This window comes from Massilia sp. DWR3-1-1, assembly GCF_049898325.1.
GTDB lineage: Bacteria > Pseudomonadota > Gammaproteobacteria > Burkholderiales > Burkholderiaceae_D > JAFCUW01.
The window spans coordinates 138,926-162,762 of sequence record NZ_JAFCXL010000003.1 but is presented as its reverse complement, the minus strand read 5'-3'; the positions used below and the strand labels follow the sequence as shown (position 1 = coordinate 162,762).

The 23,837-nt window shown below is 68.2% G+C and carries 24 protein-coding genes and 1 riboswitch; of the genes, 6 read left to right on the top strand and 18 right to left on the bottom strand.

What is annotated here, in order from left to right:
- Positions 1 to 72: 72 nt before the first annotated feature.
- The 3 genes from ACP7EY_RS04855 to ACP7EY_RS04845 form a co-directional block, all read right to left on the bottom strand.
- Complete coding sequence (locus ACP7EY_RS04855; RefSeq protein ID WP_426191040.1) at positions 73 to 855, bottom strand: N-acyl amino acid synthase FeeM domain-containing protein; 783 nt, start codon at positions 853 to 855, stop codon at positions 73 to 75.
- 214 nt (positions 856 to 1,069) lie between these two features.
- Complete coding sequence (locus ACP7EY_RS04850) at positions 1,070 to 2,872, bottom strand: amidase (protein ID WP_426191038.1); 1,803 nt, start codon at positions 2,870 to 2,872, stop codon at positions 1,070 to 1,072.
- Positions 2,873 to 2,961: 89 nt separating this feature from the next.
- Positions 2,962 to 3,876 carry a LysR substrate-binding domain-containing protein gene (locus ACP7EY_RS04845; protein WP_426191036.1) on the bottom strand — a complete coding sequence of 305 codons (915 nt, stop codon included), beginning with the start codon at positions 3,874 to 3,876 and terminating at the stop codon, positions 2,962 to 2,964.
- A gap of 97 nt (positions 3,877 to 3,973) precedes the next feature.
- Here ACP7EY_RS04845 and ACP7EY_RS04840 point away from each other — a divergent pair, with 97 nt between their 5' ends.
- Positions 3,974 to 5,170 (top strand): MFS transporter, encoded by a 1,197-nt coding sequence (locus ACP7EY_RS04840; RefSeq protein ID WP_426191034.1) that lies wholly within the window; start codon positions 3,974 to 3,976, stop codon positions 5,168 to 5,170.
- A gap of 17 nt (positions 5,171 to 5,187) precedes the next feature.
- On the opposite strand, the gene ACP7EY_RS04835 is transcribed toward ACP7EY_RS04840, so the two are convergent.
- The 13 genes from ACP7EY_RS04835 to ACP7EY_RS04775 all read right to left on the bottom strand — a co-directional run bounded on the left by ACP7EY_RS04835 (position 5,188) and on the right by ACP7EY_RS04775 (position 17,654).
- The gene (locus ACP7EY_RS04835; protein ID WP_426191032.1) at positions 5,188 to 5,556 is read right to left on the bottom strand and encodes a response regulator; all 369 of its coding nucleotides are present in this window, start codon (positions 5,554 to 5,556) and stop codon (positions 5,188 to 5,190) included.
- A gap of 6 nt (positions 5,557 to 5,562) precedes the next feature.
- Positions 5,563 to 6,612: a sensor histidine kinase gene (locus ACP7EY_RS04830; RefSeq protein ID WP_426191030.1), complete on the bottom strand. Its 1,050-nt coding sequence runs from the start codon at positions 6,610 to 6,612 to the stop codon at positions 5,563 to 5,565.
- Positions 6,609 to 7,037: an ATP-binding protein gene (locus ACP7EY_RS04825; protein WP_426191029.1), complete on the bottom strand. Its 429-nt coding sequence runs from the start codon at positions 7,035 to 7,037 to the stop codon at positions 6,609 to 6,611. Before ACP7EY_RS04825 ends, ACP7EY_RS04830 begins: the two co-directional genes overlap by 4 nt.
- 83 nt (positions 7,038 to 7,120) lie before the next feature.
- Complete coding sequence (locus ACP7EY_RS04820; protein ID WP_426191027.1) at positions 7,121 to 8,296, bottom strand: methyl-accepting chemotaxis protein; 1,176 nt, start codon at positions 8,294 to 8,296, stop codon at positions 7,121 to 7,123.
- On the bottom strand, positions 8,293 to 8,667 hold the full coding sequence (locus tag ACP7EY_RS04815; RefSeq protein ID WP_426191025.1) for a response regulator: 375 nt from the start codon (positions 8,665 to 8,667) through the stop codon (positions 8,293 to 8,295). The genes ACP7EY_RS04820 and ACP7EY_RS04815 overlap by 4 nt, the downstream gene beginning before the upstream one ends.
- 14 nt (positions 8,668 to 8,681) lie before the next feature.
- Complete coding sequence (locus ACP7EY_RS04810) at positions 8,682 to 8,921, bottom strand: hypothetical protein (protein WP_426191023.1); 240 nt, start codon at positions 8,919 to 8,921, stop codon at positions 8,682 to 8,684.
- On the bottom strand, positions 8,921 to 11,284 hold the full coding sequence (locus ACP7EY_RS04805) for an ATP-binding protein (protein ID WP_426191021.1): 2,364 nt from the start codon (positions 11,282 to 11,284) through the stop codon (positions 8,921 to 8,923). Before ACP7EY_RS04805 ends, ACP7EY_RS04810 begins: the two co-directional genes overlap by 1 nt.
- Positions 11,281 to 11,652 (bottom strand): response regulator, encoded by a 372-nt coding sequence (locus ACP7EY_RS04800; protein ID WP_426191019.1) that lies wholly within the window; start codon positions 11,650 to 11,652, stop codon positions 11,281 to 11,283. Before ACP7EY_RS04800 ends, ACP7EY_RS04805 begins: the two co-directional genes overlap by 4 nt.
- Positions 11,649 to 12,491, bottom strand: coding sequence for a CheR family methyltransferase (locus ACP7EY_RS04795; protein WP_426191017.1), 843 nt, complete (start codon positions 12,489 to 12,491; stop codon positions 11,649 to 11,651). The genes ACP7EY_RS04800 and ACP7EY_RS04795 overlap by 4 nt, the downstream gene beginning before the upstream one ends.
- A 2-nt stretch (positions 12,492 to 12,493) precedes the next feature.
- The gene (locus ACP7EY_RS04790; RefSeq protein WP_426191015.1) at positions 12,494 to 13,120 is read right to left on the bottom strand and encodes a HEAT repeat domain-containing protein; all 627 of its coding nucleotides are present in this window, start codon (positions 13,118 to 13,120) and stop codon (positions 12,494 to 12,496) included.
- A 14-nt stretch (positions 13,121 to 13,134) separates the two neighbouring features.
- On the bottom strand, positions 13,135 to 14,196 hold the full coding sequence (cheB, locus tag ACP7EY_RS04785; protein ID WP_426191013.1) for a chemotaxis-specific protein-glutamate methyltransferase CheB: 1,062 nt from the start codon (positions 14,194 to 14,196) through the stop codon (positions 13,135 to 13,137).
- Positions 14,197 to 14,205: 9 nt separating this feature from the next.
- Positions 14,206 to 15,735 (bottom strand): chemotaxis protein CheW, encoded by a 1,530-nt coding sequence (locus ACP7EY_RS04780; RefSeq protein ID WP_426191011.1) that lies wholly within the window; start codon positions 15,733 to 15,735, stop codon positions 14,206 to 14,208.
- Complete coding sequence (locus ACP7EY_RS04775; protein ID WP_426191009.1) at positions 15,735 to 17,654, bottom strand: methyl-accepting chemotaxis protein; 1,920 nt, start codon at positions 17,652 to 17,654, stop codon at positions 15,735 to 15,737. The genes ACP7EY_RS04780 and ACP7EY_RS04775 overlap by 1 nt, the downstream gene beginning before the upstream one ends.
- A gap of 275 nt (positions 17,655 to 17,929) precedes the next feature.
- On the opposite strand from ACP7EY_RS04775, the gene ACP7EY_RS04770 reads away from it, so the two are divergent.
- On the top strand, positions 17,930 to 18,568 hold the full coding sequence (locus ACP7EY_RS04770; RefSeq protein WP_426191007.1) for a response regulator: 639 nt from the start codon (positions 17,930 to 17,932) through the stop codon (positions 18,566 to 18,568).
- On the top strand, positions 18,565 to 18,939 hold the full coding sequence (locus tag ACP7EY_RS04765; protein WP_426191005.1) for an Hpt domain-containing protein: 375 nt from the start codon (positions 18,565 to 18,567) through the stop codon (positions 18,937 to 18,939). The genes ACP7EY_RS04770 and ACP7EY_RS04765 overlap by 4 nt, the downstream gene beginning before the upstream one ends.
- 24 nt (positions 18,940 to 18,963) lie before the next feature.
- Here ACP7EY_RS04765 and ACP7EY_RS04760 read toward each other — a convergent pair whose 3' ends face one another.
- Positions 18,964 to 19,422: a DUF3429 domain-containing protein gene (locus tag ACP7EY_RS04760; protein WP_426191003.1), complete on the bottom strand. Its 459-nt coding sequence runs from the start codon at positions 19,420 to 19,422 to the stop codon at positions 18,964 to 18,966.
- A gap of 261 nt (positions 19,423 to 19,683) precedes the next feature.
- Between ACP7EY_RS04760 and ACP7EY_RS04755 the strand changes: the two genes are divergently transcribed.
- A complete protein-coding gene (locus ACP7EY_RS04755; protein WP_426191001.1) occupies positions 19,684 to 20,085 on the top strand; it encodes a thiol-disulfide oxidoreductase DCC family protein in 402 nt (133 codons plus the stop codon).
- Between the two features lie 4 nt (positions 20,086 to 20,089).
- Here ACP7EY_RS04755 and ACP7EY_RS04750 read toward each other — a convergent pair whose 3' ends face one another.
- Positions 20,090 to 20,797, bottom strand: coding sequence for a glutathione S-transferase (locus tag ACP7EY_RS04750; protein ID WP_426190999.1), 708 nt, complete (start codon positions 20,795 to 20,797; stop codon positions 20,090 to 20,092).
- A gap of 127 nt (positions 20,798 to 20,924) precedes the next feature.
- Between ACP7EY_RS04750 and ACP7EY_RS04745 the strand changes: the two genes are divergently transcribed.
- Both ACP7EY_RS04745 and ACP7EY_RS04740 read left to right on the top strand, forming a co-directional pair.
- Positions 20,925 to 21,452 carry an SRPBCC family protein gene (locus ACP7EY_RS04745; RefSeq protein ID WP_426190997.1) on the top strand — a complete coding sequence of 176 codons (528 nt, stop codon included), beginning with the start codon at positions 20,925 to 20,927 and terminating at the stop codon, positions 21,450 to 21,452.
- Between the two features lie 73 nt (positions 21,453 to 21,525).
- A riboswitch (TPP riboswitch) is annotated at positions 21,526 to 21,623 on the top strand.
- 78 nt (positions 21,624 to 21,701) lie between these two features.
- Positions 21,702 to 23,837 carry a TonB-dependent siderophore receptor gene (locus ACP7EY_RS04740; RefSeq protein ID WP_426190995.1) on the top strand — a complete coding sequence of 712 codons (2,136 nt, stop codon included), beginning with the start codon at positions 21,702 to 21,704 and terminating at the stop codon, positions 23,835 to 23,837.

Below are 23,837 nucleotides of genomic sequence, written 5' to 3'. Positions count from 1 at the left end.
ACACCATAATCAATGACTTGCAAGAAACATTCACCGGGGGCGCGGCAGGCTCGCCCGCGCCCTGCCCCCACGTCACAGGGCGGCGTGCATGCGCGCGCGCCCCATCTCCGGCACGAAATCGGTGCCCGGTCCGCGCACCAGTCGGGTGGCCGATTTCTTGCCGATGTCGATGTCCGGATGGCGCGTGTGTTTGAAAAATTTCAGCAAGGGGTGCTTGGCCGCGCTCCAGCGCGCTTCGCCGGTGGCAATCTCGAAGGCCATCACGCGGTGCGCAATGTTACCGACGTGGTGCAGGGGCACGTAGGCCTTGTCCTCGAACACATCGCGGAACATCAGTTGCTCGTACTGGCGGTCGATGGGCGCGCGGCCGGTCACCACGGCGTGCTCGATCTGGTGGTTTTCGCAATACTCAAAACAGGCCTTGATCAGGGCAATCTTGACAATGCGCCCCACCCGCCCTTCGTCGATCCCCAGTCGCGTCACTTCGGCCAGGCGCACCCCTTGCAGCCAGTCGGGCAAGGTAATCGACGACTCCACGTGCAAGGGCCCGTACAGATTGGTCTGGATGCGGGTGCTGCCCAGCGGCGTGCCGTCGAGCTTTGATTCGGCCAGCAAGACGATGCAATTGTCATCGTAATCACTGTCCTCGGGCAACAGCAAGGTCTCGGCAAACGCCGGCACGTGGCGGGCGTAAGCGGCGTGCCGCACTTGCACCGCCTTGCGCATGTCTTCCGCCGTTTCCACCCGCTTGATGATGAACGGCAAACGCTCGACCGCATCTTGTTCATTGAGCCGACCGGCCAGAATGGGCGAAGCGCTGGACGGGGTCGGGGTCACTGCGAAAAGCTGTTCCATGGAAAACTCCTTGAGAAAAGATAGATTGCGTTTTATCAATTATCAAGCCTCCAAACATTATCGAAATGGCGATAAAGATGGCTTTTCCATGTCAATTCGATCAATGTGTTGAATGTTGCCCAGTTGCAATTTAACCCATACTCCCGCTTATTTTACCGAACCACTTCGCCATGACATTTAAATACTCCCGGTTAGTATTTACATGCCGCCAGCATTAAAACCCCGGCGGCCGCAGGCGCACCACGCCAGCGGCGCGCTCGAGCGCCAGGCCGACGCTGGCGACGGTGCCCTCGTCGAACAGGCGGCCGATCAGGGTCACGCCGTGCGGCACCTGGCGCTCGCTGGCGAAGGTGGGCATGGGCCGGGCCGGGTCGCTCGCCCAGTCGCTGCGCGCCTGGCGCACGCCCACCGTGCCGGTACGCAGGGTCAGGCTCGGATGGCCCGTAAAATTCGAGATGGTCAGCATTTCGTCGCGCAGCGACGGCACCAGCAGCACGTCGACCTGGCTGAAAATGCGCGCCATTTCCAGCGCCACCAGGCGGCGCAGGCGATCGGCCTGCACAAAATCGACCGCCGACAGGAAGCGCGCCTGGCGCAGCAGGTTGGGCCAGGCGTCGGCCACCTGCGCCGTCAACTGGTCGAAGCGGCCGTCCAGCGCCCAGCCCTCGAAGGCGGCCGCCGCTTCGGCGAACAGCACCGTGTTCAGGCTCTGGTACGGCCAGTCGGGCAAGCTGACCGGCACCGCCTTCATGCCCGCCGCCACCGCCATGGCCAGCGCGGCGCGGTCGACGTCGATGGCGGGCGCCTCGTTCATCCAGTCGGGGAAGTAGCCGATGGTCAGGCCGCGCACGGGGGCGTTCGCATTGAAGGCGAGCGGCGCGTCGACGCTGGCCAGGTCGCCGGGATCGGCGCCGTGGATGGCCGCCAGCACCAGCATGGCGTCCTCGACCCCGCGCGTCATGGGGCCGAGCTTGTCGAGCGACCAGCACAAGGTCATGGCGCCGCTGCGCGCCACCCGGCCGAAGGTGGGACGCAAGCCCGTCACGCCGCAGCGCATGGCGGGACTGACGATGCTGCCGCCCGTTTCGCTGCCGATCGAAAACCCCACCAGGCCGGCGGCGGTGGCGGCGCCGGGGCCGGCGCTCGAGCCCGAGGCGCCCTCTTGCGGCAACCACGGATTCATGGTCTGGCCGCCGAACCAGATGTCGTTCAGGGCCAGCGCGCCCAGGCTCAGCTTGGCGACCATGACGGCGCCGGCGGCGTTGAGCCGCGCCACCACGGCGCTGTCGCGGGCGGGCACATTGTTGCGCATCGGTTCGGCGCCCCAGGTGGTGGCAATGCCGGCGGTGTCGAGCAGATCCTTGACGCCATACGGGATGCCGTGCAGGGGCCCGCGGTACTTGCCGGCGGCGATTTCACGGTCGGCCAGCCGGGCCCGTTCGATGGCGTGCGCGGCGGTGACGGTGATTACGCTGCGCAGCGTGCCGTCGAGCCGGGCGATTCTCGCCAGGTAAATGCCGGTGAGCCGCTCGGCGCTGAGCGCGCGCGTGGCAATCCAGCGCGACAGGTGGGTGACGGGGGCGAAGGCGATGTCGTCGTCGGCCGCCGGCAGGGCCGGCGCCGCCGTGCTGCCGACGAAGCGCGCGCGCCCCGGCGGCGCACGGTGCGCGGCGCCGACGGCCGGGGCCAGCGGCCGCCAGAGCGTGGCCGGCGCCACGTCATCGGCGATGGCCAGTTTGCGCGGGCCCGTGCGGCGTTCCTGCAGGGCCGCCATCGACACGCGCCAGTTGCCCGCCGCCTGCGCCCGCTGGGCCGGGCTCAGGGCCACCTGCATCAGCTTTTCCGCCTCGGCGAAGGTGGCCGCCGTCACTTCCGGGCCACTGGCGGCGCTGGCGCCGAAGGTGGGCGGCGCGCCGGCCGGCGCCGGCGGCGCCGCCTGTCCGCCGGCGCGGGCCAGCGTGGTGGCGGCCAGCAGGCCGAGGGGGGCTTTGATGAGGAAGTCGCGACGCATGCTCATGGGGGGCTTTGTGGGTAAACAATAAGGTGAAAAAGAAAAGACAAGGTGATCACTGCTACCCCGCGATGGTAGCACTGCAGCGTTGCCGTTCAGGAATCAAGACCGCTCTCGGCCAGCCGGCGCGCCAGGAAATCGACCAGCGCCGCCACCCGCGGCGCCAGCGCGCCCTGCTTGTAGAACACCGCCCAGATCGGCTGCGTCCATGGCAGGCGCAGTTCGTCGAGCACGGGCACCAGGGCGCCGCTGGCAAGGTCGTGCCGGGTCATGAAATGCGACAGGCAGACGATGCCGGCGCCGTGCAGGGCCAGCTGGCGCAGGCTGCCGCCGTTCGAGGCGCGCAGCACCGGCTCGATGGCCAGGCCGGCGGCGCCAGCGCCGGTACCGGAGCCGGCCAGTGGCCAGATATTGAGCGAGGCGGGCGCGCTAAAGCCCAGCAGGCGGTGCTCCTTGACGAGCGCGTCGACGCTGCGCGGGACGCCGTGGCGCGCCAGGTAGGCGGGCGCGGCCAGCAGGCGCAGCGCGCTCGTGCCCAGCTTGCGCGCGTTCAGCGACGAATCGGCCAGATTGCCGATGCGAATGGCCAGATCGGCGCGCTCCTCGATCAGGTCGATCACCGTCTCGCCGCTGGTGAGCTCGAGCCGCACCAGCGGATAGGCATCCATGAACTGGGCCGCCAGCGGCGCGATCAGAAAGTCGAGGGCCGGGGTGGCGGCATTGACACGCACCAGCCCGGCCGGCTGCGCGCGCCGGCTGGGCAATTGCGCTTCCGTCTCGGCCAGCTCGGCCAGTACCTTGCGCGCCCGTTCCAGCAGCCAGGCGCCCTCTTCCGTCAGGTCGAGCCGGCGCGTGGTGCGCACGATCAGCGTCATGCCCAGGCGCGCCTCGAAGCGCGAGATGGTGCGACTGACCCCGGACGGGGTCTGCCCCAGGCGCGCGGCGGCGGCGGAAAACGAACCGGCGGCGATGACGGCGTCGAATGCAATCAGGGCGGGCAAGTCGAGCATTGATGACTCCCAGTCAAAAGTCAATTGTACGGCAGCGGCTGTTTCCGCCGCCTGCCGTGCGCCACACTGCCTGCCTGTCCACTTTTGAAAGCTTGCCATGCCCCTCGCACTCTGGGCGCTGACCCTGTCCGCCTTCGCCATCGGCACCACCGAATTCGTCATCGTCGGCCTGCTGCCCACCATTGCCGCCGACCTGGCCGTGTCGCTGCCCTCGGCCGGTCTGTTGGTCAGCCTGTACGCGGTGGGCGTCGCCATCGGCGCGCCCGTGCTGACGGCCCTCACCGGTCGCCTCCCGCGCAAGCAGTTGTTGCTGGCCCTGATGGTGATTTTCACCATTGGCAACCTGCTGGCCTGGCAGGCCCCCGGCTACGCCACCCTGATGGGCGCGCGCGTGCTCACCGGCCTGGCCCACGGCGTGTTCTTTTCGATCGGCTCGACCATCGCCACCGGCCTGGTGCCCAAGGACAAGGCCGCCAGCGCCATCGCCCTGATGTTTTCCGGCCTGACGGTGGCGCTGGTGACGGGCGTGCCGCTGGGCACCTGGATCGGCCAGCACTTCGGCTGGCAGGCGACCTTCCTGGCGGTGTCGCTGCTGGGCGTGATCGCGGTGCTGGGCAGCGCACTGCTGGTGCCAGGCAACATCGCCAACGGCGCGCCGTCCTCGCTGGCCACCCAGCTGGCGGTGCTCAAACAACCGCGCCTGCTGCTGGTGTACGGCATGACCACGCTGGGCTACGGCGGCAGTTTCATCGCTTTTACCTATCTGGCGCCGATCCTGCAGCAGGTCTCCGGCTACTCGGCCTCGAGCGTGGGCCTGGTGATGCTCGTGTATGGCGTCTCGGTCGCGTTCGGCAATATCTGGGGCGGCAAGCTGGCCGACCGCCACGGTCCCGTGCGCGCCCTGCAAACGATGTTCTCCCTGCTCGCGCTGGTGCTGCTGGTGCTGACCTGGAGCGCGGCCCACCCGCTGCTGGTGCTGGCCACCGTGCTGGTGTGGGGGGCGGTGGCGTTCGGCAATGTGCCGGGCCTGCAGGTGTATGTCGTCCAGCGCGCCACGCTCGATGCGCCGCAGGCGATCGATGTCGCCGCGGGCCTCAATATCGCCGCGTTCAATGTGGGCATCGCGCTGGGCGCCTGGGCCGGCGGCCTGATCGTCGCCCACCTGGGCCTGATGGCAACGCCGTGGATCGGCGCGCTGGTGGTGGCGGCGGCGTTCGGCCTGACCTGCCGGGCCGGCCAGCTGGACCGGCGCGATCTGCGGGCGGCGCCGGCGGTGCGCCAACGGGCCGCGTGAACGCTGGCCGGGCCAGCTCAGGCCAGCGCCTGCCCGATCGCCTCGCGCAGGGCCTGGCGCGTGAACGGTTTGGCGAGCACCGCTTCGACCCCCATCAGGCTGGCCGAGGCCAGGTTGAATTCGGCCGAAATCGAGCGGCGCCCGCCCGACATGGCGATCACGGGCGTGGCATGGCCCCGCTGCGACAGGGCGAGGATGGTTTCCACCCCGTCCAGGTTGGGCATCAGGATGTCGGTGATGATCAACTCCGGCTGCAATTGCTCGACTTGCTCCAGCGCCAGCGCGCCGTCGGCGGCGGTGGCCACCCGGTGGCCGTCCGCCTGCAGCATCTTGACGAGCATCTGCAAAAATTGCGTGTCGTCTTCGACGACCAGGATATGCGCCATGGTGTTCTATCTTTCTGTGTGGAGTTCTGCCGGAGCGGGGGTTTGCAGGGGCAGGAAAATGTGAAAGCTGGTGCCCACGCCCGGTTCACTTTGAATCTGGATGTCGCCGCCCAGGTCGGCGACGATGCCGTACACCACCGACAGGCCCAGGCCGCTGCCCTTGCCCGGCGCCTTGGTGGTGAAAAACGGGTCCAGCGCGCGCCGCTGGACTTCGGCCGTCATGCCACTGCCATGGTCGGTGACGACGATGCAAAAGCGCCGCAGCACGGCGCCGCCCGCGCCGACGACGGGCGCCGCCGCGACGATATCGACGGCCAGCTTGCCCTGGCCGTCCATCGCATCGGCGCCGTTCATGCACAGGTTGATGACGATCTGCTCGATCTGCAGGGGGTCGGCCAGCGTGTCGACGCGCTCGAAGTCGGAATGGAAGGCCAGCACGATGCCGCTGCCCAGGCTGACCCGGATCATCTTGATGGCGTCCTTGACGAATTCGGCGGCGTCGATCGCCCGCGGCGCGATCGGCGTCTGGCGCGCAAACGCGAGCATGCGCACGATCAGGTCGCGCGCGCGCATGCTCGCCGCCAGCACCTCCTCGGCGTAGTCGCGGCTGACGGGGTCCTCGCCGATCTCATCGAGCAGCAATTCGGCGTAGCCATTGATGACGCCGAGGATGGTATTGAAATCGTGGGCGATGCCGGCGGCCATGGTGCCGATCGCCTCGAGCCGGCCGGCCTGGGCGGCGCGCACCTTGAACGCCGCGGTCTGTTCGCGCTTGCGCCGAAACGCCAGGCTGTAGGCCATCGACTGCTCCATCAGGGGCGCCATCAGGCCGTCGGCCACCGCCTCCAGGCGCAACGCCGGGCGCTCGAGGGCCAGGCGGCGCACGGCGCCGTGGTGCACCTCGACATAGTCCTCGGGCAGCAGTCCCTGCGCAAAAAATTCGCGCCCCAGCGCGGCCGCGCCGGCCAGTGCCAGTTCCGGGTCCGCGCCGAACAGGGCGTCGCTGAGCAAGTCGAAATAGCGCGCGGCCTGGGTGGCCGAGGCGTGCGGCCTCATGGCAGCTCCTTGCGTGCGGACAGGCTGATGGTCACCCGCGTCAGGCCGGGCCGCGACTCGATCATGAAGCTGTCGGTCAAGCGACGCACGCCCGGCAGCCCCGCGCCCAGGCCGCCGCCGCCGCTGACGCCGTCCTGGGTGGCGCGCTCGATGCTGGCAATGCCGGGGCCGTGGTCCTCGACGACGATGCGCACGCAGCGCCAGGCAGCGTCGGAGACATCGTCGATCCGGCACACGCCGGCCCCGGCGTGGTCGACGACATTGCGGGCCAGTTCGGCGACGGCGGTGGCAAGACGGGTCTGGTCGGCGTAGCCAAAGCCCAGCGCGGCGCCCAGCTGGCGCACGCAGCGGCGCGCCTGCACGATGTCGGCGGCGCAGTTGATCGGCACGCTGGCCGGCGCGACGACGGGAAGTTGGCGGGACATGGGCGGCTCCTGGCAGGAAAGGATACGGGCGCGGTGGGGCAGCCTGGCAAGCGCACGCAGCGCAGGCGGCCGGCAGAGGGTGCTCAAAACAGCTCGAACGCCGGGGGCGCGTCGGCGCCGGCGGCAGCTGGCGCCAGGTGGCGCTGTTCCTCGCGCAGGTAATCGGCGGTGAGCGTCTCGAGCCGCGCCGGCAGCGCGGCGGCCGCGGCGCCGCCGATGGTGTCGTTGAGCGCGGCGTGGCGCTGGTCCAGCGCGTGCCCGATCCGCTCGATGGTCTGGCGCAGCACGTCCTGGTGCTGGATCTGGCCCAGCGCGGCCGAGATGTCGCCGGCCAGGTCTTCATTGTGCTTGCTGACGACGGCGAAGCGGGTTTTATAGTACTGGCTCATGTCCTCGAAATTGTCCTTGAGCCGGTCGATCGAGGCGACCGCGTGTGCTACCTGGCCCAGTTGCGCCGACGACTCGGCCAGCCCGGTGGCCATGCCGCCCTCGATGACGGCGCGGGTGCGCGCCAGGCCCGCCTGGATGCGGCTGGCCACCCCTTGCGAATCGGCCGCCAGCAGGCGCATCTGGGTGGCCAGCACGGCAAAGGTGGCGCCGGCCGGGCCGGCCCGACCGGCCTCGATGGCCGCATTGATCGACAGGATGTGCGACTGCAGGCCGAGGTCATGGACGCCCTCGACCAGCGCGCTCATGGCGGCAATTTCCTCGACCACGCTGCCGACATTGCGCAGGTCGCGCTCGAGCTTGGGCGGCATGGCGCCGATGAAGCCGCCGATTTCCACCAGGTAGCGCACGCTGTCCTTGATTTCCTTGCCCAGTTCCTCCGCCTGCATGCCCGAGCTGTCCAGGTAATGGACCAGCACGCTGGCCGAATCGTACAACTGGCGCACATTGCCGATGATGGCCAGCGCCGCGCTCTCGCTGTCGGCGACGATGGCGTCGAGGCGCACGCCGATGGCCTGGTCGAGCGCGATTTCCCTCTCCAGGATGGCGGCCACGGGCGCCGGCGCCACCGCCGCTGCCACCGTCGTGGTCGACACCGGCACCGGCACGCGCGCGCGCCGCAGCGCCTGCCCGATCAGCAACAGCAGCGCCAGCAGCAGCAAGGCGCCGCCGGGGCGCCCCAGCAGGCGGTCGGCGCCAGCGAACCAGGCACGCGGCAACAGTGCGCACAGCGCCAGCGCCAGCGGCGCCACCGCCACGCCGGCCAGGCCGGCCCAGCGCGCGCGGGCGAACGGGAACGCGGCCACTTTCATGCTCCCGGCAGTACCTGCTTGATGATGCGCACCAGGTCGGCGCTGGCGACCGGCTTGACCAGCCAGCCGCTCGCGCCCATCGCCTTGGCCTCATCGCGCCGCACCTGGCCGCTCTCGGTGGTCAGCGCCAGGATGGGAATGAAGCGAAAGCCGGGCAGCGCGCGCACCTTGCCGATCAATTCGATGCCGCCCATGTTCGGCATATTGATGTCGGTGATGATCAGGTCGGGCCGCTGGCCCCCTTTCAGCTGGGTCAGCGCCAGCGCGCCATCGGCCGCTGCCAGCACCAGGAAGCCGGCGATTTCCAGGCTGTTTCGTAAGCTCATTAACATGGTGACGGAGTCGTCGACGATCATGATGGTCTTGGCCATTGCGGGTCCTTGTTTCAAGTGGGGGTGAGAGCGCAGCCAAGCCAGCTGCGCAGGGTGTCGTCGGTGGGCCAGGCGGCGATGCGCACGGCGCCCGCCATCAGCACTTGCAGGTCGGCCGCGTGCAGGTGCGTGCAGGCGGCCAGGTCGGCGGCGCCGTGCGGGTGCGTCTGCACCCATTCCAGCAGCAGTTCGGCCTCTTCGACGCTGGCGATGCCGTCAAAACGGGCCAGCTCGTCGGTATAAATAATCGGCATCAGAGCAGTTCCTTCAGATTCAACACCATCAGCACGGCGCCGTCGCCCAGCAGGGCCGAGCCGCTGTAACCGGGCAGGCCGCCCAGGATGCCGCCCATGGGCTTGAGGATGATGCCGGCGACGTCGCGGAAATCGTCGATCAGCACGCCCACCGGTTCGCCATTGACGCGGATCACCAGGGTGGCCAGTTCGTCGTAGGCGTTGGCGCGCGGGGGCGAGCCGAGCACCAGCAATTCGTCGAGCGAGCGCAGTGGCACGACGCGCTCGCGCAGCACCGCCGTGCGGCTGTGCTTGAGGGTGTGGATGGCCGTGCGCGGCAGCCGCACCGTCTCGACGACGATGTCCATCGGCACGCCAAAAATCTGGCCGCCCGCCTCGATGATCATCACGTGCGACAGCGCCATCGACAGTGGCAGCGACAGGCGCAGGCGGGTGCCCTGCCCCACCGTGCTGTCGAGCTCGACGGTGCCGTGCACCTGTTCGACGGCGCTGCGCACCACGTCCATGCCGACCCCGCGCCCGGACAGGTCCGAGACCACCTCGGCGGTCGAAAAACCGGCGGCGAACACCAGGTTGACGGCCTCGCGGTCGGACAGGCGCGCGTACTGGCCATCGTCGATCAGGCCCCGTTCGAGGGCGCGCCGCCTGATGCGTTCGGGATCGATGCCGCGGCCATCGTCGCTGATGTCGATCAGCACGCGCCCGCCTTCCTGGGCGGCGCGGATGAGCAGCAGGCCGCTGCCGCTCTTGCCGGCCGCCTGCCGCTCGGCGGGCGACTCGAGACCGTGATCGAGGCTGTTGCGCACGATGTGGATCAGCGGGTCGGCCAGCGCCTCGATGATGTTTTTATCGGCCTCGGTGTGCTCGCCCTCGAGCACCAGCCGGACCTCCTTGCCCAGCTTGCGCGACAGGTCGCGCACCAGGCGGGGAAAGCGCTGGAAGACGAAGGACACGGGCATCATGCGCACTTGCATGATGGCGTCCTGCATCTCCTCGGCGATGCGGTTGATGACGGCGTACTGCGACTTGATCTCGCGCGCCAGTTCGCGCACGCCGAACACGCTCTCGGCGCGGGCGGCCAGGTAGGGCAAGCTGTTCTTGGCCACCACCATTTCGCCGATCAGGTTCATCAGGCGGTCGATCTTTTCCTGGTCGACCTTGAGCGTCGTGACGGCGCCGGCGCCCGTGTCGTCGTGGCGGCGGTTTTGCGCGGGGCCCGGTTCGGCCTCGGACGCGGCGGCGCTCACCTCGACCGGCTCCGCCGGGTCCGCCGGCGCCAGCTCCGTGAGCAGCCAGTCGTGCAGGGGCGCGGCGCTGTCGGCCGCCAGCGCCGCCGCCAGTGCCGCCGCCAGTGCCGGCAGGCGCGCGCGCCGGTCCATGCTGCGCAGGCAGCCGGCCAGCGTGGTGGCCGTGGCGCGCAGGCGCCCGGCCAGCCCGGCGCCGCTGTCGGGCGCGGCCAGCACGCCCAGCTGGGCGGCGCAGATGGCGGCGGCGATGGCGGCCTTCGGCGACGGCGCCGGCGCGGCCGGTGCCGCCGGCGCGGCTGACTGGTGCGCTGGCGCCAGCATGGCCGGCGTCAGCGCCAGCACGCCGATCTGCTCGGGCACGTAGCGAAAATGCGCGTCGAGCGCCGCGCGCGGGGCGGCGCTGACAAATTCAAAGCGCAACACGCAGCGGTAGGCGTCGAGCTGCCCGAGCGGCGGCCAGGGCTGGCCCGCCTGCACCCGCTGCCACAGCACCTCGGGGCTTTGCAGCACGTGGTAGAGCGGATCCTCGCCCTTGAAAAAGCATTCCGGTTCGGGCGCGTAGCAGACCCACGACAAGGGCGCCGCGTCCGCGCTGCGCGCGCGCCAGGCCTGCAGCAGCGCTGGCGGCACCGCCAGCAAGGCCGCCGCCGCCTGCGCCGCCAGCGCCGGCCCGGCCACGGCAGGGGCGTCGGCGGCGGCGATGGCATCGGCATCGGCATCGGCGGCGGGCGCGCCGATCAGCGCGCGCAGCGATTGCGCCAGCGCCGCCGAGGTGGCCGCGTGGACGGCGCCGCCGCTGCCGCCATCGGCCTCGAGTTCGTCGAGCAGCAGGCTGACAAAATCCATCGCCGCCAGCAGGCGGTCGGCCAGCGCCACGTCGAAGCCGCGCGCGCCATCGCGCACCGCCACCATCAGGTCCTCGGCCGCGTGCAGCACGCGCGACACTTCCGGCAGCTCGAACAGGCCGGCGTTGCCCTTGAGGGTGTGGACCAGGCGGAACAGCTCGTTCATCAGGGCGCTGTCGGCGGGCGCCGCTTCGAGCTCGATCAGGCGCTCGCCGATGCCCTGCAAGCCATCGCGCGCCTCGCTGAGAAACTGCTGCAGCAGCGCTGTCACAAGTCGTCCCCCAGCAGGCAGGCGACATGGGCCAGCAGCACTTCGGGCCGGGTCGGCTTGATCAGGTACAGGTTGGCGCCGGCCTGGTAGGCCTTGTCGCGGTCGGCAGCCTGCGCCTCGGTCGACACCATCACCGCCGGCGCCTGCGCGATCTCTCCTTCGGCGCGCAGCGCCCGTACCAGGGTGTAGCCATCCATCTTGGGCATGTTGACGTCGACCAGGTACAGGTCATAGGCCTGGCACAGCGCCTTTTCCAGCGCTTCGAAGCCGTTGATCGCCTCGTCGACCCGGTAGCCGGCGCCCTCGAGGATGGCGCGGTGGTACATCCGCACGGTGGCGGCGTCGTCGACGATCAGGATGTGCTTCATGGGGTCTCCCGGGGTTTCTGATAAACAATCGCTTCAGGAAACTTGCGTATCTTGTAGAGCGAGGAAATGCGGCTCATCGACTCCGAATGGCCCAGGCAGATAAAACCGCCCGGCACCAGCGCGTCGTAAAACGTTTCGGCGGCCTGCTTGCGCGAGAGGTCGTCGAAATAAATGAGCAGGTTGCGGCAGAACACCACGTCGAAATTGCGGTAGGGCCGCACGTCGGCCGCATCCATCAGGTTCACGCGGGTAAATTCGACGGCGCAGCGCAAGTCGTCGCTGAGCTGGTAGCCGTCGGCGGTGGTCCTGAAGTGGCGCTGCAGGTAGGCGCGCGGCACGTGCTTGATGGAGCGCTCGCTGTAGCAGCCGGCGCGGGCCTGGGCCAGGATGCGCGTGTCGATGTCCGACGAGATGATTTCGACGTCCCACTGGACGATGCCGGGCCAGCGTTCGAGCAGGCACATGGCGATCGAATAGGCTTCCTCGCCCGAGGACGAGGGCAGCACCCAGATGCGGATGGGGGCGCGGTCTTTCTTGCGCGCCACCAGTTCGGGCAGGATGGAATTGACCAGGCAATCGAACTGGTATTCCTCGCGAAAGAAATACGTCTCGTTGATGGTCATCAGGTTCACTAGCGCCTGCAGTTCGGCGCCCGATGCCTGGAAACGCAGCATGGTGAAATAACTGCGGAAGTCGTCGCAGTCATTCGCTTCGATGCGCTCGACCAGGCGCTTGTCGACAAAATAGCGCTTGGCGGTGTCGAACTGGATGCCGGTCTTGCGATAAAAGTATTCCTGAAATTTCTGGAAATCGTCTTCGCTGATGGTCACTTTTGCCATGGCTAGTCCTGGCCGATACGCTGTTGCGCCAGTTGGGCGGCGAACACGATGTAGGGTTCATCGGCGAAGCGCGCCAGCAGGCGCGCCAGCGGTGTGCGGGCGGCCGCCGTGCCCACTTCGCCCAGCAGGTCGACGGCGGCGCCGCACACATTGACGACGTCGTCGTGCTCGATCACGCCGATCAGCCAGTCCTCCACCTGCGGGTGGCGCAGCGACTCGAGCACATTGACGGCCATGATGCGCACGTCCGAGTCCGGGTCGGCCAGCAGCGCGCCCATCACCGGCGCCACCTCGTCGGGCAGCGCCTTCATCGCCTCGATCGCCTCGTTGCGGCGGGCCGCGTCTTCGCTGCGCAGGGCCGCCACCAGCGCGGCGACGGCGTCGGCGTCGCCGCGCCGGGTCAGGCTGGTGAGAATCACGTCGCGCACGGCGGCGTCGCTCTCGCCGGCCAGGCGCGCGGCCAGCACGGCCGAGGCGCCGTCGCGGCCCTGCAAGTCGCGCGCGGCCCAGCGCCGCACGGTGGCGTCGGCGGCGTCCAGTTGCGCGACCAGGTCGGCGAAGCTGGCGCTGGTGCTGGTGCTGGTGTCGTCGGCAGCGGCGCCGGCGGGGGTCGATGAAACAAAAGCCATGGCGTTTCCTTCGCTTAGCAGCCGAGCCAGGCATTGACCTGGGCGGCGATTTTTTCTGCGGGCAAGATGACGGTGGCGCCGTCACGCTTGATCAATTCGGCCGGCATGCCGAACACCACCGCCGACTCTTTCGACTCGGCGATCGTGCGCCCGCCCCGGCGGCGGATATCGGCAAAGGCGTTGGCGCCGTCCGAGCCCATGCCGGTGAGCATGACGCCGACCACATTGGCGGCTTCGAGCTGCTCGAGCGCGCTGCGCCCCAACAGCTCGGCCGAGGGATGCCACAGGAAGGCGTCGTTTTCCGGCTTGGCGATCACGGTCAGGCGACCGGAGCGGCGCACCACCACCATGTCGGCGCCGCCCTTGCCGATATAGATCGTGCCCGCTTCGAGCGGCATCGGGCGATTGACCTCGACCACCTTGAGGGAGCACAGGCCGTCCAGGCGGTTGGCGAACGAGGCGGTAAAACTGGCCGGCATGTGCTGGGCCACCAGCACCGGCCATGGCAGCGTCAAGGGCAGCAGCGGCAGGATCTGTTCGAGCGTATTCGGGCCACCCGTCGAGACCCCCACCACCACCACCCCTTCGCGCGCCGGCGCCGGCGCGGACGCTGGCGCCGGCGCTGGCGCCCACGCCGCCTCCGGCAGCGCCAGCGGGACGGGGCGGCGCGCGGTCCGGCGCGGCCGCGCCTGCGCCGCCGTGCGCACTTTTTCGATGATGGCCGCGCGCACCAGGTCGATCGACAGCGAGATGGTGCCGCCCGGCTTGGCGATGAAATCGACCGCACCCAGGTTGAGCGCCTCGAAGGTGATCAGCGCGCCCTTCTCCGTCAGCGACGAGACCATCACCACCGCCACCTCGCGCTCGGCCATGATCATCGCCAGCGCCGTCAGCCCGTCCAGCTCCGGCATATTGATGTCGAGAGTGATCACGTCCGGCTCGAAGCGGCGGTTTTCGAGCACCGCCTCGACCCCATTGCGGGCCAGCCGCACCTCGAAATCGGGCTCGCCGTCGAACAGCGCGGCCAGCTGGCGCCGCATCAGCGCCGAGTCGTCAACGATGAGCAACCTGATCATGCGTGCTCCCTAGGCCGCCATGCTCGCCAGCGCGGCGCGTCCGCCCGCGTCGACCAGGTGGTCCGGATCGATCAGCTGCAGCAGGCGGCCCGCCTGTTCCAGGTTGGCCATGCGCGCCAGCAGGGCCGGCGCGGTTGCCGCCAGCCGCGGCGCGGCCACGATGGCGCCCTTGGGCAGCATCAGCACCTCGACCACGGAGTCGACGATAAAGCCCGTGCGGGCGCCATCGACGAGGAACACCATGATGCGCTGGCGGTCGCTGCGCGCGATCGCGGCCAGGCCCAGCCGGCGCCGCAAGTCCATCACCGGCAGCACCGCGCCGCGCAGGTTGATCACCCCTTCCACCTCGGGAGGCGCCTTCGGCACGCGCGTCAAGGTGTCGGCCACGCGCACGATTTCCTGCACGCTGTCGATGGGCGCGGCGAATTCCTCCTCGCCCAGCAGGAATACCACCACCTGCTCCTCGTCGTCGCTGCCGCCGCTGTCGGCGGCAGCTGCCAGCGTGTCGGCCGCCGCCATGGCGTCGGCGCCAGCCAGCGCCGATCGCACCGCCTGGTGGCGAAACAGATTGTCGACCGACAGGATCGCCACCAGCCGCTTGCCGCCCTCGAGCCGGCAAATCTGCGTGATGTCGGACATGGCGTCGTCGCCGGCCAGCAGGGCCGGCATGGCGTCGACGGCCGCGCGCGCCACCCGCAGCACGGCGTTGACGCGGTCCATGACGACGCCGACGGCGGCGCCGCCGAAGGTGACGACGACGATGCGACTATGCTCGTCGAGGGCGCGCTCGGGCAGGCCGAACATGCAGCGCAGTGAAATGAGCGGCAGCAGGCGCTGACGCAACACGATCACCCCCAGCACGTGGGCGCCCGCGTTGGGCACCTTGACCATCTGCGCCGGCACCTGGACGATCTCCTGCACGTCGTCGATGGCGATGGCATATTCCTGCCCCGCCACCTCAAAATTAACCAGGTGCAGCTCGTCGCTGCCGTGCTCGAGCACGGCGCTGGCAGCCGGTTCGCTGATGCTGCTGCTGACGACACCGCGGGCTGCGCTGGCGCTGCCGGCAAACTGCGCCGCGATGATGCGCTCGACATCGAGCACCATCACCATCGGGTGGCCGCTGACGTTCTTGAGCAGGCCCGATACCAGTTCCGTGTCGACGGCGGCGCGGATGGCGCCGGTGTCCTCGATCTGGGCGGCGTCCACGCCCACCACGCTGACCACGCGGTCGACGACGAAGCCGAGCGGCTGGCCCAGGTCGATCACCACGGCGCGGGTGGCGTCGTCGTTGACACGCTCGGCGAAGCCGAACAGGCGGCGCAGGCTGACGATGGGCAGCACGCGCCCGCGCAGGTTGGCCAGGCCATCGAGCAGCGCCGGCGCCAGCGGCACCTTGACGACCTCGGGCACGCGGATGATTTCCTGTACAGGCGCCATGTCGACGGCAAACACTTCGTCGCCGACGATGAAGGTGACGAACTGGCGCACGCTGGCGCCGGCCCCGGCAACCACGCCGCTGTCGGGCAGGCTGTCCATCAGGCGCTCTGCAGTTCGTCGGCCAGCGAGGCGATTTCCTCGACCGCCGCCGACAGCTGTTCGGCCGCCTGCGACTGCTGGGCGGCCACGGTGGCCGCTTCGCTGGCGGCCTTGTCGGCCTGCTGGGCGGCCGCCGAGATCTGGTCGACGCCCGTCTTGACCTGGGTGATGGCCACCGCGATCTCGTTGGCGGCGGCGATGATCTCGCTGGTGCCCTGGTCGACGGCGGCGATGTCGGACTCGATCGTCACCAGACTGCTGGTGATGGTCTTGGCCTTGTCGGCCGCGTTCGAGGCGGTGGCCATGATTTCTTCCAGGTCGCGCCCGACGATGCCGATCTGGTCCTGCACGGCGCGCACCAGGTCCTTGATGCGGTCAGCGTTTTCCGCCGAGTCGTGGGCCAGGTTGCGGATGTCGGTGGCGACGACGACGAAGCCCTTGCCGAATTCGCCCGCGCGCGCCGCTTCGATCGAGCCGTTCACGGCCAGCATATTGGTCTGGATCGACACGGTGGTGATGGCGTCGACGATCTTGTCGATGCGGCGCGACACCAGTTCGAGTTCCTTGATCTGCTTGAGACTGCCCCGCGACGCCTGCACCGAGGACGAGATGCCGTCGATCAGGCCGTCGATGCTGTTCTTGTTGGTGCCAAGCAGCGCCTTGATGGCCGCCACCTTGACGCCGCTGGTGCGCCCCCGCTGCTGGGCGATCTCGACGCCACGGTCGATCTGGGCGACGGCGCCGGCGACTTGCTCGGTGCCGGCCGACTGCACCTGGGCGCCTTTCTGGATCTGGTCGAGCGCGGCGGTGATCTGCGCGCCCGAGCGGTTAATCTGCTGCACCGCCGACGACAGCTGCTCGGCCGCCGAAGCGACTTCCTCGGCGCTCTTGGCCACATCGGTGGAGTTTTTCAGGTCCTCGGCCAGTTCGGCCAGGGTCTGCGCCGACTGCTCGCATTCGCCCAGCGCATCGGTCTGCTGCTGCACCGTCTTGGCCGACTCCTCGGCGGCCGCCGATTGCTCCTCGGCGGCGGCGGCGATCTCCTGCGAACCCTTGAGCGACTGCCTGGCCGCGTTGTTCGACTGCAGCGCGCCGGTGGCGATGTCGCGCACGCCGCTGACGATCTCGATGGCGTCGATGCGAATCTGTTCGAGCTCGCCCGTGATGCGCTTGCCGTTGTCGACTTCGGCCAGCACCCGCTCGACCGACACCCCCATGCCCTCGGCGATCAGCTTGACCTCCTGCTGGATCTGGCCCACCAGGTCCTGGATCTGCTTGGCGCTTTTTTCCGACGTTTCGGCCAGCGTGCGCACCTCGTCGGCGACGACGGCGAAGCCTTTGCCGTGCTGGCCGGCGCGCGCTGCCTCGATGGCCGCGTTGAGCGCGAGCAGGTTGGTCTGGTCGGCGATGCGCGCCACCGCCTTGACGATGTCGCCGATATTGGCGGCCTGCTTTTCCAGCTCGGCCACCATGGTCACCGAGGCACCCTGGCGCTCGGCGGCCACGCCCACGTTGGCGATCAGGCTCGTCACTTCGCCATTGATCTGCGCCACCAGGGTTTGCACCGCCTCGGCCTTGAGCTGGCTGATGTCGGCGTTTTGCAGCTGGCGGGCGATCGCCGTTTCCACCTGCTGCAGGGCGGCCAGCGCCTCCTGCGCGGCGCCGGCGGCCTGCTCGGCGCCGCTGGCGATCTGGTCGGATGCGCGGCGCAGCAGCTGCGCCGCCGACGAGGCCTCGTTGATCCCGGACGAGAGCTCGCCCGTGGCGGCGGCAACCCGCTCGGCCGCCTGCTGCTGCTTGGCCAGCGTGCGTGCCTTCTTGCGCTGGACCTCGGCGTCGCGGGTGCTGGCGGGGTTGAGCCGGGCGCCGTCATTCAAACGCAACGGAGCAGCGGAGGAAAATTTCTTTACTAGCGCCATGGTGCGCTCCTTTCGGGTGGGTCGATACCGCCGCCGGAATTGGCAAGGTCAATCGCTCGACGTGTCCGCCATAGGGGCCGGACGTGCAACATCGACGTGCTCGATAGTACCTCGTATTTCTCAAATACAACATATATTTGTGAATTTTGTGAAATCTGTTGCTAAAATCGGTATTATTCAAACGTGCCATACTGAGACGCGGCAATCTGCCGCATCATCACGGGGCCGGTGACCGGGTGAACGGCAGGCATTGGCAAGAAAACGGGAGCAAGACCATGGAAGTAAAACCGGGACCACTGACAGGCATGGCCGACGACGCGGTGTGTACCACGCAGAAGGCGGCGCAGATCCTGGGCCTGTCGATCACCTCCGTCCAGCAACTGGTGGAGGCGGGGGCGTTGGCCGCCTGGAAGACACGGGGCGGGCACCGCCGCATCGCCTTGTCGGCGGTGATGGCGTACAAGGCGACCCAGGGGACGGGTGCGGGTGCGGGTGCGGGCGAGACGGCCGCGCCGGGGCCGCTGGCGGTGCTGGTGATCGAAGACAATCCCATGCAACGCGAGATTTACGAGCAGAAAATCACCTCGTGGAAATTACCGATTACCCTGAACTTCTTCGACAACGGCTACCAGGCCTTGATCGCGATCGTGCGCACGCCGCCCGACGTGCTGCTGGCCGACATCGTCATGGACGGCATCGACGGCTACGAAGTGGTCCAGACCATCCTGGCCGACCCGACGCTACACGAGATCGACATCGCCATCCTGTCGAGCCTGACGCATGAGGACGTGGCGCGGCGTGGCGGCGTGCCCGACGGCGTGGTGTTCTTTCGCAAGCCGATCAATTACGACGAGCTGTGCGGTTACCTGCGCGCCTGCTGCGCGCACAAGGCGCGCCGCGCAAGGACCCGATGAGCCCCTACTGTCACATCGACCCGGAAAAACTGCTGCTCGTGCTCGATGGCGACATCGGCGCGTTTCGCAAGCTCTCAACCATGTATCTGACGATCGCGCCGGCCATGCTGGCCAAGCTCGAAGCGGCCATCGCCCGCGGCGAGGCGCGCGCGATCGCCGTTGCCGCCCACGCCCTGCACGGCGCCACGGTGCTGATCGGCGCGGACCAGTTATCGGCCGTGCTGACCGACTTCGAGCGGCAGGCGGGCGTGGCCGACTGGCGCCCCCGCGCGCCCGACATGGCGCACCTGCACCGTCTCTACGCGGCGGTGGCGGGCGAAGTGAGTGACAGCCTCGTGCATTTCAACAGCCGCCAGGCGCAGGCAGGCTGAGACCGCCACTGCCGGCTGCCGGCCTCAGGCGCGACTGGCGAAACTGGTGGCGATCAGGCTGAGCGAGGCCACCAGCGACAAGCGCAGGCGCATGGGCAGATACCATGCAGGCAAGGCGGCGTGGCGCGCCAGGCGCCGGTCCTGCAGGTAGTGGGCGGCGAAGCCGGCGGCCATCAGGGCGCTGCCGGCAATCGGATCGAGCAGCAGCGCCAGCCAGGCCAGCAGCGCCGGCACCACGCTCCAGGCGAAGCAGACATTGCGCGCCCGCTCGCCCATGCGCAGCGTGCCCATCGCAAAGCCCCAGTGCAGGGCGCCGACGAAACTGAGGATCACCGCGCCGTAATTGAGCGCACCCTGCTGCCACACCCCGCTGCGCGCCGTGTCGAGCAGGCTGGCCGCCATCAGGCCAATGAAGGGCAGCAGGCCGCCATAGGCCAGCGCCGCCACCAGCGGCGGCGCTTTCAGTGCGGCCACGGTGCTCATGCCCGCCCCGCCAGCGCTGCCGGGTGAACGGCGAAACGGTTCCAGCCCAATGGTTGTTGCATGATGTTTTCCTTGCGGGCAGGCGCAAACGGCGCCCATCGCCGGCGTCAAGCCGAAAGCAAGATCTTAGCTATAATGAACCGTCATTGGCGCCCCAGTACTGCGTCAATAGCGGTTCATTGAGCGATAGCTGGCGGATTTTTTGCCGCCAGCGGGTCATTTCGCATTTCACATTTCACGTTTGCTCGAACAAGGCACTTCATGCTCCCGCCCGCCAACACCAGCACCAGCACCAGCACCACCGTCTACTTCGATGGCTCCTGCCCCTTGTGCCGGCGTGAAATCAGCGTCTACCGGCGCGCCGTTCCCGCCGCCCCCATCGACTGGGTCGACGTCAGCGCCGCCGATGGCGCTGACGTTGGCGGGGCCCGTTGCGGCGACCTGATGGCGCGCTTTCACGTGCGCACGGCCCAGGGCGTCATGCTCAGCGGCGCGGCCGCCTTCATCGCCCTGTGGCTGTTGTTTCCCGGCTGGCGCTGGCTGGGCAAATTCGGCATGCTGCCGGGCATGCGCCCCGTGCTGGAACTGGCCTACCGGGGCTTTTTGCGGGTGCGGCCCCGCATGCAGTGGCTGGCCAGGAAATTCGATACGGCGCCGCGCTGAGGCTTCAGCGATCGAGCGCCGCGTAGTGCCGGAAGATGCCTTCCTCGCTGAAGGCGAGGCGCCGCGCCGAGCGCAGGTAGGCGGCGATGTTTGGCCGCGCCGCCACCTGCTCGCGCAAGTTCGCCAGGCGGGGATACGCCGCCTGCAGGCGCGCCATCGCGGCCGGGAAGGCATAGCGCAGGCCCTCGATCAGCTGGAACAGCGACAGGTCGGCGTAGCTGAGCCTGGCGCCCAGCAGAAACCCGCCCTTGCCCGCCTTGCTCAGCACGAGCTCGAAATAATCGAGAAACTTGGGCAGGCGCTCGTCGACGAAGGCGGCGGCGCGCTTTTTCGCCGCGCCGCTTTGCTGTTCGTAGGTGAGCGACACGGCGATCGGGTGGTGGGTGTCGTGCACTTCGGCGACCAGGTCGGCGATGGTCAGCTGTAACTGGTTGACCCACAGGCGGCCCGCGCGCGCACGCGGCGCCAGGTTGTGGGCGGCGCCCAGGAACTGCAGGATGTTGGCGACCTGTCCCAGCGTCTGCTCGCCCGCGACCAGGAAAGGCGGTGCAAACGGGGGCGTCGCCCCTGCCGCCATTTTTTCCATCGGGCGGGCGATGCCGTTCTTGCCGCGCGCGACATCGGTGTAGGGCGCCTGGACCTCTTCCAGCGCCAGCCGCACGAATTCGCCGCGGCCCTGGATAGTGGGCCAGTAATACAGTTGATAAGGCATGCACGCTCCCGGGGAAATGGCTGATGAACTTGATTATCGTGCAATTGCCGAATCAGGGGCGCCACGTGCTAATCTCGCGCTACCGCTCACCATCACAGAGGCGGACAGCGACCAATCGGAGACCACCATGTTGAAAAAATTCGCACTCGGCGTGCTTGCCATCGTCATCGTCATCCTGCTGATGGCGGCCATGAAACCGGACAGTTTCACCATTGTCCGCTCGACGACGGTGAACGCGCCGCCCGAAAAAATCGCCGCCCTGATCACCGACTTTCACCGGTGGCGCGCGTGGTCGCCGTGGGAACATCTCGACCCCGCCATGCAGCGCAGTTTCAGCGGCGCGCCCAGCGGCAAGGGCGCCGTCTACGAATGGCGCGGCAACAAGGAGGTCGGCCGCGGGCGCATGGAAATCCTCGAGGCGGCGACGCCCGCGCGCACCGTCGTCAAGCTCGATTTCATCGAGCCTTTCGCCTCGAGCAACGTGACCGAATTCCTGCTCGTCCCGGCCGGCGCCGGCACCACCGTCAGCTGGACCATGACGGGGCCGATGCTGTTCGTGTCGAAGCTGATGACGGTGTTCGTCAGCATGGACACGCTGATCGGCAAGGACTTCGACAAGGGCCTGGCCCAGCTGAAAACGGCCGCCGAAAAGTAAGGACCGCGCCACGCCGGGGATCGAAAAACCTGACCCCGGTCAATTTGACACGCTTGTTGTTCATGCTATGATCCGCCTTCGCTAGGGGTCCTGGAACTTGTTTCCGGGTGAGAAATACCCTCCGTACCTGATCTGGATAATGCCAGCGAAGGAAAGCGCAAAGCAGGTCCCTCCTTTGTTCGCTCCTCCCGTTTGGCTCCGGTTTTATGATCGCGCTGGTTCGCCGGCGCAGAACAACGAGCAAACACCATGTCATCGAAACACCTGAAATACACCGTCGTCGCCTTCGCCGTCATGCAGGCCTGCGCCGCCGGCGCGCAGACCCAGCCCCAGCCCTCGGGCATCGCCGAAGTCATCATCAAGGGCGAAAAAGCCAACCCGGCCGACCGCGCCAGCATCGGCGGCTTCGGCGAAGCGTCGGTCCTGCAAACCCCGGTGTCGATCACCGTCGTCGACCAGCAGAAGCTGCAGGACTTCAGCATCCGCAACGCCACCGAGGCGATGATTTTCGACGCCAGCGTCAGCGACGCCTACAACGCCATCGGCTACGCCGAGAATTTCTCCATCCGCGGCTTTAATCTCGATAACACGTCGAGCTACCGCAAGGACGGCCTGGCCATCCCCGGCGACACCCAGATCCCGCTCGAGAACAAGGAGCGCATCGAAGTGCTCAAGGGCCTGGCCGGACTGCAGGCGGGGGTGGCCGCGCCCGGCGGCATCATCAACTTCGTCACCAAGCGCCCCACCAACACCGACCTGCGCACGGCCACCGTGGAAGTGCGCGAGCGCGGCACCGTGTACGGCGCGGTCGACGTCGGCGGGCGCTTCGAGGACCGCCGTTTCGGCTACCGCATCAACGCCGCCGCCGAAAAGCTGCGCTCCTACGTCAAGGGTGCCGACGGCGAGCGCCAGTTCGTCGCCGCCGCCTTCGACTGGCAGATCAGCCCCGACGCCCTGCTGCAGGTCGATGCCGACTACCAGCACAAGTCGCAGCTGACCGCGCCCGGCTACCAGCTCATTGCCGGCGTGGCCCTGCCGTCGAACATCTCGCAAACCCTGCTGCTCAACGACCAGCCGTGGGCGCGCCCCGTCGACACCCGCTCGACCAACGTGGGCGCGCGCTTTAGCTACCGCTTCAACGAGACGCTCGACGCCGAAGTGGCCATCAACAAGCACTGGTTCAAGCGCGACGACTACACCGCTTTCCCGTATGGCTGTTCCAACGAAGGCGCCGGCTTTTATCCGGGCTTTTGCTCGAACGGCGACTACGATGTGTACGACTACCAGAGCGCGGGCGAGACCAAGACGCCGCTGGGCGCCGAAGCGCAGCTGCACGCAAAGTTCGCCACCGGCGCGGTGAGCCACCAGCTGACCGCCGGCATGTCGATTTTTACCCGCCAGGACAAGGCCGGCGACTACGTCTACGACTACGCCGGCTACAGCAATATCTACCACCCGCTGGTGACGGCGCCGGCCCCCGGCAAGCCCGTCACCGGCGCGGCCTACCTGCGCCGGCGCGAAAACGAGCGCGCCGTCTACGTGCAGGACATCGCCGCCCTGACCGGCCAGCTCAAGCTCTACACGGGGCTGCGCTACGTCGAACTGAAACGCGACGAATTCGTCGCAAAAAGACTGCCGTATGCCCACAGCGAGGACCATTACGTGCTGCCGACCGTGGCCCTGCAATACAGCCTCACGCCCGACTGGAACGTGTATGTGTCGGCAACTCACGGCCTCGAACACGGCGGCGTGGCGCCCTTGAAAACGGCGCGCGAAGGGACGGCGCTGGCGCCGAGCCGCTCGAAGCAGTTCGAAGCGGGCGTCAAGGGCGCCATCGGCAATGGCACCACGCTGGCCGTGTCGGCGTTCGATATCCGCCGCAGCCACGAATTTACCAACGCCGACAATCTTTATGTGCGCGCCGGCGACGAGCGCCACCGCGGCATCGAAGCCAATATCGAAGGCCGTGCCGGCGCCGACCTGCGCTACGGCGCCTCGCTGCTGGCCCTGCAGACGCGCCAAAGCGGCACCGGCGTGGCCGACTTCGACGGCAAGCGCGTCACCGACGTGCCCGACTTCAAGTCGAGCGCCTGGCTCGATTACACGCTGCCGCAGCTGCCGGCGCTCAAGCTCAACGCCCTGTGGCGCTATTCAGGCAGCAAATCGTTCGACGCCGCCAATACCGTCAACGTGCCGGCATACCACCTGTTCGACGCCGGCGCCGCCTGGAGCACGCGCCTGGCCGGCAAGCACACCACCGTGCGCCTGCAGGTGGTGAACCTGTTCGACAAGTTTTACTGGCGCGACGTGACGCCGGCGCTGGGCGGCTACCTGTTGACGGGTACGCCGCGCACGCTGCGCCTGTCCGCGCAAGTGGACTTTTAA

What these genes read in the sequence shown, in the direction of transcription:
- ACP7EY_RS04830 (WP_426191030.1), bottom strand. Translation starts at nt 6,612, where the DNA reads ATGAGGCCGCACGCCTCGGCCACCCAGGCCGCGCGCTATTTCGACTTG.
- ACP7EY_RS04855 (WP_426191040.1), bottom strand. Translation starts at nt 855, where the DNA reads ATGGAACAGCTTTTCGCAGTGACCCCGACCCCGTCCAGCGCTTCGCCC.
- ACP7EY_RS04850 (WP_426191038.1), bottom strand. Translation starts at nt 2,872, where the DNA reads ATGAGCATGCGTCGCGACTTCCTCATCAAAGCCCCCCTCGGCCTGCTG.
- ACP7EY_RS04835 (WP_426191032.1), bottom strand. Translation starts at nt 5,556, where the DNA reads ATGGCGCATATCCTGGTCGTCGAAGACGACACGCAATTTTTGCAGATG.
- ACP7EY_RS04815 (WP_426191025.1), bottom strand. Translation starts at nt 8,667, where the DNA reads ATGGCCAAGACCATCATGATCGTCGACGACTCCGTCACCATGTTAATG.
- ACP7EY_RS04800 (WP_426191019.1), bottom strand. Translation starts at nt 11,652, where the DNA reads ATGAAGCACATCCTGATCGTCGACGACGCCGCCACCGTGCGGATGTAC.
- ACP7EY_RS04810 (WP_426191023.1), bottom strand. Translation starts at nt 8,921, where the DNA reads ATGCCGATTATTTATACCGACGAGCTGGCCCGTTTTGACGGCATCGCC.
- ACP7EY_RS04840 (WP_426191034.1), top strand. Translation starts at nt 3,974, where the DNA reads ATGCCCCTCGCACTCTGGGCGCTGACCCTGTCCGCCTTCGCCATCGGC.
- ACP7EY_RS04845 (WP_426191036.1), bottom strand. Translation starts at nt 3,876, where the DNA reads ATGCTCGACTTGCCCGCCCTGATTGCATTCGACGCCGTCATCGCCGCC.
- ACP7EY_RS04765 (WP_426191005.1), top strand. Translation starts at nt 18,565, where the DNA reads ATGAGCCCCTACTGTCACATCGACCCGGAAAAACTGCTGCTCGTGCTC.
- ACP7EY_RS04825 (WP_426191029.1), bottom strand. Translation starts at nt 7,037, where the DNA reads ATGTCCCGCCAACTTCCCGTCGTCGCGCCGGCCAGCGTGCCGATCAAC.
- ACP7EY_RS04745 (WP_426190997.1), top strand. Translation starts at nt 20,925, where the DNA reads ATGTTGAAAAAATTCGCACTCGGCGTGCTTGCCATCGTCATCGTCATC.
- ACP7EY_RS04795 (WP_426191017.1), bottom strand. Translation starts at nt 12,491, where the DNA reads ATGGCAAAAGTGACCATCAGCGAAGACGATTTCCAGAAATTTCAGGAA.
- ACP7EY_RS04790 (WP_426191015.1), bottom strand. Translation starts at nt 13,120, where the DNA reads ATGGCTTTTGTTTCATCGACCCCCGCCGGCGCCGCTGCCGACGACACC.
- ACP7EY_RS04740 (WP_426190995.1), top strand. Translation starts at nt 21,702, where the DNA reads ATGTCATCGAAACACCTGAAATACACCGTCGTCGCCTTCGCCGTCATG.
- ACP7EY_RS04780 (WP_426191011.1), bottom strand. Translation starts at nt 15,735, where the DNA reads ATGGACAGCCTGCCCGACAGCGGCGTGGTTGCCGGGGCCGGCGCCAGC.
- ACP7EY_RS04760 (WP_426191003.1), bottom strand. Translation starts at nt 19,422, where the DNA reads ATGAGCACCGTGGCCGCACTGAAAGCGCCGCCGCTGGTGGCGGCGCTG.
- cheB (WP_426191013.1), bottom strand. Translation starts at nt 14,196, where the DNA reads ATGATCAGGTTGCTCATCGTTGACGACTCGGCGCTGATGCGGCGCCAG.
- ACP7EY_RS04820 (WP_426191027.1), bottom strand. Translation starts at nt 8,296, where the DNA reads ATGAAAGTGGCCGCGTTCCCGTTCGCCCGCGCGCGCTGGGCCGGCCTG.
- ACP7EY_RS04755 (WP_426191001.1), top strand. Translation starts at nt 19,684, where the DNA reads ATGCTCCCGCCCGCCAACACCAGCACCAGCACCAGCACCACCGTCTAC.
- ACP7EY_RS04770 (WP_426191007.1), top strand. Translation starts at nt 17,930, where the DNA reads ATGGAAGTAAAACCGGGACCACTGACAGGCATGGCCGACGACGCGGTG.
- ACP7EY_RS04775 (WP_426191009.1), bottom strand. Translation starts at nt 17,654, where the DNA reads ATGGCGCTAGTAAAGAAATTTTCCTCCGCTGCTCCGTTGCGTTTGAAT.
- ACP7EY_RS04750 (WP_426190999.1), bottom strand. Translation starts at nt 20,797, where the DNA reads ATGCCTTATCAACTGTATTACTGGCCCACTATCCAGGGCCGCGGCGAA.